The 7,965-nt window shown below is 50.1% G+C and carries 10 protein-coding genes; all 10 read right to left on the reverse strand.

Annotated features, from left to right (window positions below):
• Positions 1–45 precede the first annotated feature (45 nt).
• Positions 46–582 (reverse strand): F0F1 ATP synthase subunit delta, encoded by a 537-nt coding sequence (locus tag KP814_RS10375; protein ID WP_216736709.1) that lies wholly within the window; start codon positions 580–582, stop codon positions 46–48.
• 12 nt (positions 583–594) lie between these two features.
• Complete coding sequence (locus KP814_RS10380; RefSeq protein ID WP_011400737.1) at positions 595–1,065, reverse strand: F0F1 ATP synthase subunit B; 471 nt, start codon at positions 1,063–1,065, stop codon at positions 595–597.
• A 57-nt stretch (positions 1,066–1,122) separates the two neighbouring features.
• Positions 1,123–1,377 carry a F0F1 ATP synthase subunit C gene (atpE, locus tag KP814_RS10385; protein WP_011400738.1) on the reverse strand — a complete coding sequence of 85 codons (255 nt, stop codon included), beginning with the start codon at positions 1,375–1,377 and terminating at the stop codon, positions 1,123–1,125.
• A 70-nt stretch (positions 1,378–1,447) separates the two neighbouring features.
• Positions 1,448–2,278, reverse strand: coding sequence for a F0F1 ATP synthase subunit A (atpB, locus tag KP814_RS10390; protein ID WP_127974369.1), 831 nt, complete (start codon positions 2,276–2,278; stop codon positions 1,448–1,450).
• Positions 2,279–2,307: 29 nt separating this feature from the next.
• On the reverse strand, positions 2,308–2,811 hold the full coding sequence (locus KP814_RS10395) for a F0F1 ATP synthase subunit I (RefSeq protein WP_253938290.1): 504 nt from the start codon (positions 2,809–2,811) through the stop codon (positions 2,308–2,310).
• 246 nt (positions 2,812–3,057) lie between these two features.
• The gene (locus KP814_RS10400; RefSeq protein ID WP_216736711.1) at positions 3,058–3,933 is read right to left on the reverse strand and encodes a ParB/RepB/Spo0J family partition protein; all 876 of its coding nucleotides are present in this window, start codon (positions 3,931–3,933) and stop codon (positions 3,058–3,060) included.
• 29 nt (positions 3,934–3,962) lie between these two features.
• Complete coding sequence (locus KP814_RS10405; protein WP_127974372.1) at positions 3,963–4,754, reverse strand: ParA family protein; 792 nt, start codon at positions 4,752–4,754, stop codon at positions 3,963–3,965.
• Entirely contained in the window at positions 4,755–5,408 is a 654-nt protein-coding gene (gene rsmG, locus KP814_RS10410; RefSeq protein ID WP_216736712.1) for a 16S rRNA (guanine(527)-N(7))-methyltransferase RsmG, read from the reverse strand.
• Positions 5,409–5,410: 2 nt separating this feature from the next.
• Positions 5,411–7,300, reverse strand: coding sequence for a tRNA uridine-5-carboxymethylaminomethyl(34) synthesis enzyme MnmG (gene mnmG, locus KP814_RS10415; protein WP_216736713.1), 1,890 nt, complete (start codon positions 7,298–7,300; stop codon positions 5,411–5,413).
• 530 nt (positions 7,301–7,830) lie between these two features.
• The coding region (locus KP814_RS10420; protein ID WP_216736718.1) for an IS3 family transposase at positions 7,831–7,965 on the reverse strand (135 nt) is incomplete at its 5' end.

Genomic DNA, 7,965 nt, shown 5'->3' on the forward strand with positions numbered 1-7,965 from the left:
ACCCTTCAGTTACCTTTCTGCGGAAATTCAGCCGCAGGCGCCAGTTCAGGAATTCACTGCCTCAGCCAGCTTAGCCAAGCGACCGCGTACGGACGCGTCAATCACCAAGTCACCTGCACGCACGACAATGCCCCCGATCAGCTCTTTATTAAGCTGGGAGCGCAAATTGACGTTGCGAGATAGTTTCTTTTGCAGAGCTTGAGCAAGCTTGTTTTCCTGCTCGCCATTCATTTCGAATGCGCTCTCAATAGTGACTTCGATTGTGGCTTCTTGCTGCGCCTTTAACTGCTCGAACAGTGCCGCGATTTCCGGCAGCAGGACCAGACGGTTGTTTTCAGCGAGAACTCTAACAAAGTTAGCTCCCGCTTCATTGAGTTTGCCTTCGCAAACGTCAAGGAACGTCTGGCCTTTCTGAGCGCTGGTCAATGCAGGGTGATTTAACACCTTATGCATGTTGCTGTCTTCAGCAACAGCGGCGGTCAGCGCTAATAACGCTGACCATTCCGACAATTGACCCGCGTCCCGAGCTAATTCAAAGGCCGCTTTAGCATATGGCCGGGCGAGTGTAGTGCTTTCCGCCATAATGCAAACCTCTTATAGTTCCGCAGCTAGTTTATCTAGCATGTTGCTGTGCGCACCTGCGTCCACAGAGGTTTCCAGGATCTTCTCAGCACCCGCCAACGCCAGCGCAGCGACTTCAGCACGCAGCGATTCCTTAGCACGGTTCTTTTCCTGGTCGATTTCAGCTTTGGCTGCAGTGATCAAACGTTCGCCTTCAGTACGCGCCTGGTCTTTTGCTTCTTCCAGCATCTGATTGGCGCGCTTGTTGGCCTGTTCGATAATTTCAGCCGCTTGCTGTTTGGCTTCACGCAACTGCTTGGCAACTTTTTCTTGGGCTAGCTCAAGATCCTTTTGCGCGTGCTCAGCAGCCTGCAAACCATCGGCAATCTTTTTCTCGCGTTCCCGCAGAGCCTGTATGACCGGCGGCCATACATACTTCATGCAGAATACGACAAAGATAAAGAAAGCAATCGCTTGCCCTATCATTGTCAGGTTGATGTTCACGTTGACACCCCTCGCTTATCAGTCGAATAAAATGACTCGTTTGCCTAAAAGGTGTAATTACTGAACCAAAGCAATGAACGGGTTAGCGAAAGTGAAGAACAGAGCGATACCAACGCCGATCATGGTTACGGCGTCAAGCAGACCGGCCACGATGAACATTTTAACCTGCAGCATGGGCACCATTTCAGGTTGACGCGCAGCGCCTTCCAGGAATTTACCGCCCAGCAAGCCGAAACCAATCGCAGTACCTAACGCGCCCATGCCGATCAAAAGAGCTACAGCAATCGCGGTCATACCAACTACAGTTTCCATTGTCTCTCCTAAATTTATCAGTTAGTTAGTGGATAGAAAGTTTTTTAGTTTTGATGGAAATTTCTACTTCTTAATGATCTTCATGCGCCATGCTCAGATACACGATGGTCAGCATCATGAATATGAACGCCTGCAGCACAATAACCAAAATGTGGAAAATCGCCCAGGGCACCGATAGCACCCATTGCACCCACAACGGCATCAACGCTATCAGGATGAAGAGCAGCTCGCCTGCGTACAGGTTACCGAACAGACGCAAAGCAAGAGAAATAGGTTTGGCGATCAAGCCCACGCCTTCCAGGAGCAGGTTGAATGGCAGCATCCACTTACCGAATGGCTGCAGGGTCAGTTCGCCGAGGAAACCGCCCACGCCTTTGACTTTAATACTGTAATAAATGATCAGGAAGAAAACGGACAACGACATTCCCAGAGTCACATTGACGTCAGTGGTGGGAACGACTTTAAAGTAAGCATGTTCATTGCCGGTTACGACTTGGAACAGTCTTGGCAGGAAGTCCACAGGGACCAAGTCCATCAGGTTCATCAGGAAAATCCAGCAGAAAATAGTCAACGCCAAGGGAGCGATGACCGCGTTTTTGCCGTGGAAAGTTTCCTTTACGCTCTTGTCGACGAAGTCGACCATAATTTCAACAAAGTTCTGCAGTCCGCTTGGTACGCCACTGGTCGCTTTCACCGCTGCTTTGCGGAACAACCAGACAAACAAAGCGCCCAAGGCGATTGACCAGCCCAGACTGTCAACATGGACGGCCCAGAACCCCATTTCTTTGGCTTCCTGCGCAGTGTGCGCAAAACTCCAGCCATGCTCTGGGTGGTTACCAAAGGTCAGGTTTTGAAGATGGTGCTGAATGTACTCCGACGCTGTAGGATTTTCGCCTGCCATGTTTCACTCTTAATCGATTGTTGCAATTGTTATTTACGCTGCCGCCTTCCGACAATCAGCGGCGCGAACCAATGCACTGACTGCACACCTAGAAAAGCCAGAAATAAACTTGCCGGCTCCAAAGGCTGGATAAACTTAAAAGCCAGGCMAAAAAAAATGGCCGTTAATCCTAGCTTAACCGCCTCTGCTTTATAAATAGATTGTACGATTTGCCTGGCTGCTTGAGCCCCTTGATAGAGAAAGGCGCGGTGGGCGAAATACATGTTTGGAACAGCGCAAATCAGTCCCCCGACCAAAGCCGAGTACGCATGCACGCTGCTCCATCTCCACGCGATTAAAGATATGAGGACCGTGGCTATTAATTGTAATCCCACAATCCTAAAGACTGGCGGCCGCTTAATAAGCGAGCGAGCTGCACTATTCAAATCACGTTTCTGCCTAGTTCTTGTTACCCCCCGCCCTCGCACTACAGAGACCCGTAGCTTTAGGCGCAGGTGATTATATTGTGTCGATGTAACGCATTCAACCGCCATGAAAACAAAACTGTATAATTTCCATACACATGGGTGCGTTAACAAATTTTAAGCAAATCAACATTTGGTACTAAATATGCTGTATTGAAAATCCAGACACCAAATGTTGTGTTTGAGCTAATTTTATACGCAGCATGGATGGCATGCAGTTTTAGTGATCCAGGCCTAAAAAAGAAACAAAACCGGGAGGAAAAACGCCAACCTGTTCTTCATGCGGACGGATTGGCGAAAAGACAGAAAGAGGCCTTATTTAATATGAGCGAGAATACCGTCCAACTCGTCCAGAGAGTTGTATTTGATGACAAGCTTGCCTTTGCCTTTGCTGTTGTAATCGATAGTGACTGGCGAACCCAGCCTTTCCCCCAGACTTTCCTGCAATTTGCGGACATCCGCATCCAGGGCTTTCTTGATTTTTTCCTTCGGATTTTCCTTTTCCTGCAACAGCTTTCTCACCAGAGCTTCAGTTTGTCTAACCGACAAACCTTTCTCGACGATGGCGTTCGCCGCAGCCAATTGCGTTGGCTCATCCAAAGGCAGCAAAGCTCTGGCATGTCCCATTTCCATATCGCCGCGCTCCAACATAGTTTTCACGTCAGCATGAAGGGCGAGGAGGCGTAGTAAATTGGCTATAGCTGGGCGGGATTTTCCAACCGCTTCCGCCACCTGGGACTGGTTCAAACCAAATTCATCCTGCAAGCGCTGTAGCGCCATGGCCTCTTCTATAGGATTAAGGTTTTCCCTTTGTATATTCTCAATCAACGCCATTGCGATGGCGGCTTCATCGGGAACATCGCGAATGATAACGGGAATTTTGTCTTTGCCAGCGATCTGAGTCGCGCGCCAACGACGCTCGCCCGCGATAATTTCATAGCGGTTCGGGGCAATCTCCCGCACCACGATAGGCTGCATGACGCCCTGTTGACGAATAGATTGCGCCAGCTCCTCCAGCGACTCGGGGTCCATGTCCCGACGAGGTTGATATTGCCCACGCTGGATCAGTTCGACTGGAAGCTCTTTTAAAACGCCATCCTGTTTGACGTTTTCTTCTTCCTCATTGGTGCGTGTGCGCGACCCGGCCAACAGTGCGTTCAGTCCGCGATCGCCTAGACCTCGTTTTTTCATTATTCAGGTAGTTCCCCAAAATCGCCCATTCAGGCTGGGACGGCTTCTTTCGCCGCCTTCCTGTCTTTGCGAATAATTTCTCCCGCCAATGCCAGGTAAGCAATGGCGCCTCTTGAGCTTTTATCGTATTTCAGCGCTGGCACGCCATAGGAAGGCGCTTCCGCCAGCCTTACGTTACGCGGAATAATTGAGCGATACACTTTATCGCCAAAGTAATCCGTAATTTGCCGCGATACATCTAATGTCAGGCTGTTGCGGGGATCGTACATGGTGCGCAACAGACCTTCTATTTCCAGACTAGGATTAACCGTCTCGCGAATTTGTTCGATGGTGTTCATCAACGCCGCCAATCCCTCAAGCGCGTAATACTCACACTGCATGGGAATCAAGACGCCATTGGCCGCCACCAATGCATTCACTGTCAATAAGTTCAACGCAGGAGGGCAGTCAAGCAGCACATAGTCATAGTTCGCCGCCACTTCCTTAATAGCGTTGCGTAAACGGTACTCCCGACCGATCTCGTTCATCAGCTCGACTTCCGCCGCCGTGACATCGCCATTGGCGGGCATTACATCGTAACCTGCCGCTTCAGACGTCTTTACTACCTGGGCGGCGTCCGCCTTTTTAGTGAGTACATCGTATACGGTGTGTTCAATCGTGTTTTTATCGATACCGCTTCCCATCGTCGCATTGCCCTGTGGATCAATATCCACCAGCAATACTTTGCGCCGGGTAGCGGCTAGAGAGGCTGCCAGATTGACGCAGGTCGTGGTTTTGCCGACACCGCCTTTTTGGTTGGTTACAGCCAATATTCGCGCCATTTATGAGCCTCCGGTATTTCCACTACGCGCAATAATAAGCAAATGACGTTCCCCATCACAACCGGGAACCTCCAGCTTATGCCATTCCACAACTTCAAAGTCCGCCGGCATGGCTTCAATCTCGTCATGGGGATAAAGGCCTTTCAACGCATAAATGCGGGTTTCGGGAAGAATTAGATCACGGCATCCAGCAATCATATCGCCAATCGTCGCGAAAGCTCTGGATATTATTCCGTCAAACCTGGCTTCGGGCATAAACGCTTCGATCCGGGTATGTTCGATCTGAAGATTCGTCAGCCCCATATCCATCCGGCACTGATCCATGAACCGGGTTTTTTTGCCGTTGCTATCCAACAATGTCCAGTGGGAGTCCGGCTGCGCAATGGAAAGAGGGATACCCGGTAATCCTGCGCCAGCGCCCACATCCAGAAACTGGGCGCCTTTTAAATAAGGAAGCGCGGCCAGAGAATCAAGTATATGACGGCTCACGTGTAATGCGGGATCGCGCACAGCAGTGAGGTTGTACGCCTTGTTCCATTTGTGCAGCAGTTCCAGATAACGCAGAATTTTAGTTCGCTGCGCCTCCGTCAGACTCACTCCCATCGCCTTTAAGCCAGACGCCAGCTGCTCCGTTTGATTCAAAATCAACGCCATACTCAAGCGCTCTTCCGCTGAATGGAGCCACGCTTCTTCAAATGAACCAGCAACAGAGAAACCGCCGCCGGAGTAACCCCCGGAATCCGGGAGGCCTGAGCCAGGGTTTCCGGCCTAACTTCAGTCAGCTTTTGCTTGATCTCGTTGGACAAACCCTGAATTCCGCTATAGTCGAGATCCGCAGGCAAAGCCATATTTTCATTGCGCCGCAAGCGCTCAATTTCTTCCTGCTGACGGTCAATATATCCAGCGTATTTAACTTGAATCTCCAACTGCTCAGCCACTTCGAACGGCGTCGTCGCCACTTCCGCATCCAGCAAAGACAGCTTTTCCCAAGTCATTTCCGGACGCTTCAGCAGATCATGCAATGAATACTCTCGCGTTAGTTCCGTCTCTAACAGCTCCGCCGCTTTCCGGGCTTTTTCCGTCGCCGGCTGAATCCAGATAGACTTCAAACGTTGCTGCTCGCGAGCGATAGCTTCCCGTTTCTCACAAAAAACACGCCAGCGTTCATCGTCAATCATGCCAAGCTCGCGGCCCTTTTCGGTCAACCGCAAATCCGCATTGTCTTCTCGCAGAAGCAGCCTGTACTCAGCGCGACTGGTGAACATACGATACGGCTCTCGCGTGCCCATGGTGATCAGGTCGTCCACTAAAACGCCGATATAAGCTTCATCACGGCGTGGACTCCACGCTTCTTTATCCTGCGCGCGCAGAGCTGCGTTCATACCCGCCAACAGGCCTTGCGCCGCTGCTTCTTCATAGCCTGTTGTGCCGTTAATCTGGCCAGCGAAAAACAGGCTATCGACAAACTTGGTTTCCAGAGAGTGCTTCAAGTCCTGGGGATTAAAGAAATCATACTCAATGGCGTAGCCGGGTCTGGTGATATGCGCGTTTTCCATGCCCTGGATGGAATGCACCAATTCCAGCTGCACATCAAAAGGCAGGCTGGTGGAAATACCATTGGGGTACAGCTCGTGAGTACTCAGTCCCTCAGGTTCAATAAATATCTGATGTGAATCCTTGTCAGAAAAACGATTCACCTTGTCTTCAATAGAAGGACAATATCGAGGTCCAACCCCCTCAATCACTCCCGTATACATAGGAGAGCGATCCATCCCTCCACGAATGATCTCGTGAGTACGTTCATTGGTGCGAGTGATAAAGCAGTTCACCTGACGTGGATGCAGGTCCGCCGAGCCCATAAATGACATGACGGGAATTGGCGTATCGCCAGGCTGCGCCTCCATCACCGAAAAATCCACAGAACGCGCATCAATTCGCGGCGGCGTTCCCGTTTTCAAACGTCCAACACGGAAGGGCATTTCCCGCAGCCGTTTCGCCAAAGCGATGGAAGGAGGATCTCCCGCACGGCCGCCGGAATGGTTTTCCAATCCAATATGGATAACGCCGCCAAGGAATGTACCGGTCGTCAGTACGACCGTCTTACTATGAAAACGGAGTCCCATTTGGGTCACGACGCCAGCGACGCGGTCGCCCTGCATGATCAGGTCGTCGGCAGCCTGCTGAAAAATGGTGAGGTTAGGCTGATTTTCCAAAATCTCACGGATCGCCGCTTTATACAGCGCTCTATCCGCCTGAGCGCGAGTTGCGCGCACCGCCGGGCCTTTTCTGGAGTTAAGCACCCGAAATTGAATCCCCGCCTGATCCGTTGCTAACGCCATGGCGCCGCCAAGCGCATCCACTTCTTTCACCAAATGGCTTTTACCGATGCCTCCAATCGCGGGGTTACAGGACATCTGTCCAAGGGTTTCAATGTTATGAGTCAACAGCAGAGTCTGGCGCCCCATGCGCGCCGCCGCTAATGCAGCCTCGGTTCCGGCATGCCCACCGCCTATCACTATGACGTCAAAACTTTTTGGAAAGTCCATAGACTTTTACACCCTCATCGGTAACGGACCTGAAACGAACCGCGTATTTTACTATGTGGACAGGGCAAAAATAAGAGCGCTATATAAAAAATGTTTAAAAAACGCTCAAAACATCTTGTCTCGGGAGCTTTACGACTTGGCTTTGTCACACAGATTAAAAAATAGCCTAGCCTTTTCAGAGAGTTAGCAAAAATATTTTAGACAAGTTATTAATAAAGTTATCCACAAGCAAAACCATTGCCCGACTAAAATTATCAACTAACAAGCCTTTGTTTTATAAAGACAAAAAAAATGCTCTTCGAATGAGTTGACATATGACCCATAAAGTTATCCACAGTGCGTCGAAGTTATTGACAGTGGATAACTCTGCTCAAATTAAGGGAAAAAAGAGCACTCTGGTAGCCTTCCTGAGAGTGAAATATTAATGCAACTTTCTGTGGTTTTATGAAGAGTGTATGTCTGATCGCAACATGATTTGCACAGCCTAAAAACTCTTTTCCACTATAAAGCCACGGCATGTTGTGTTCTGGTCAAATCCCACCGGACACTTTCTTTAGAGAGTTTTCATAATTAACCGGCGACATATCATTGTTCGCCGTATGCAGTCTTTCGAGGTTGTAATATCTCATGTAGGCTGCGACATCCTGCTTCATGTGTTCCCGGGT

Origin of the sequence: Hahella sp. HN01 (assembly GCF_018986435.1) — a bacterium.
Taxonomy (GTDB): Bacteria; Pseudomonadota; Gammaproteobacteria; order Pseudomonadales; family Oleiphilaceae; genus Hahella.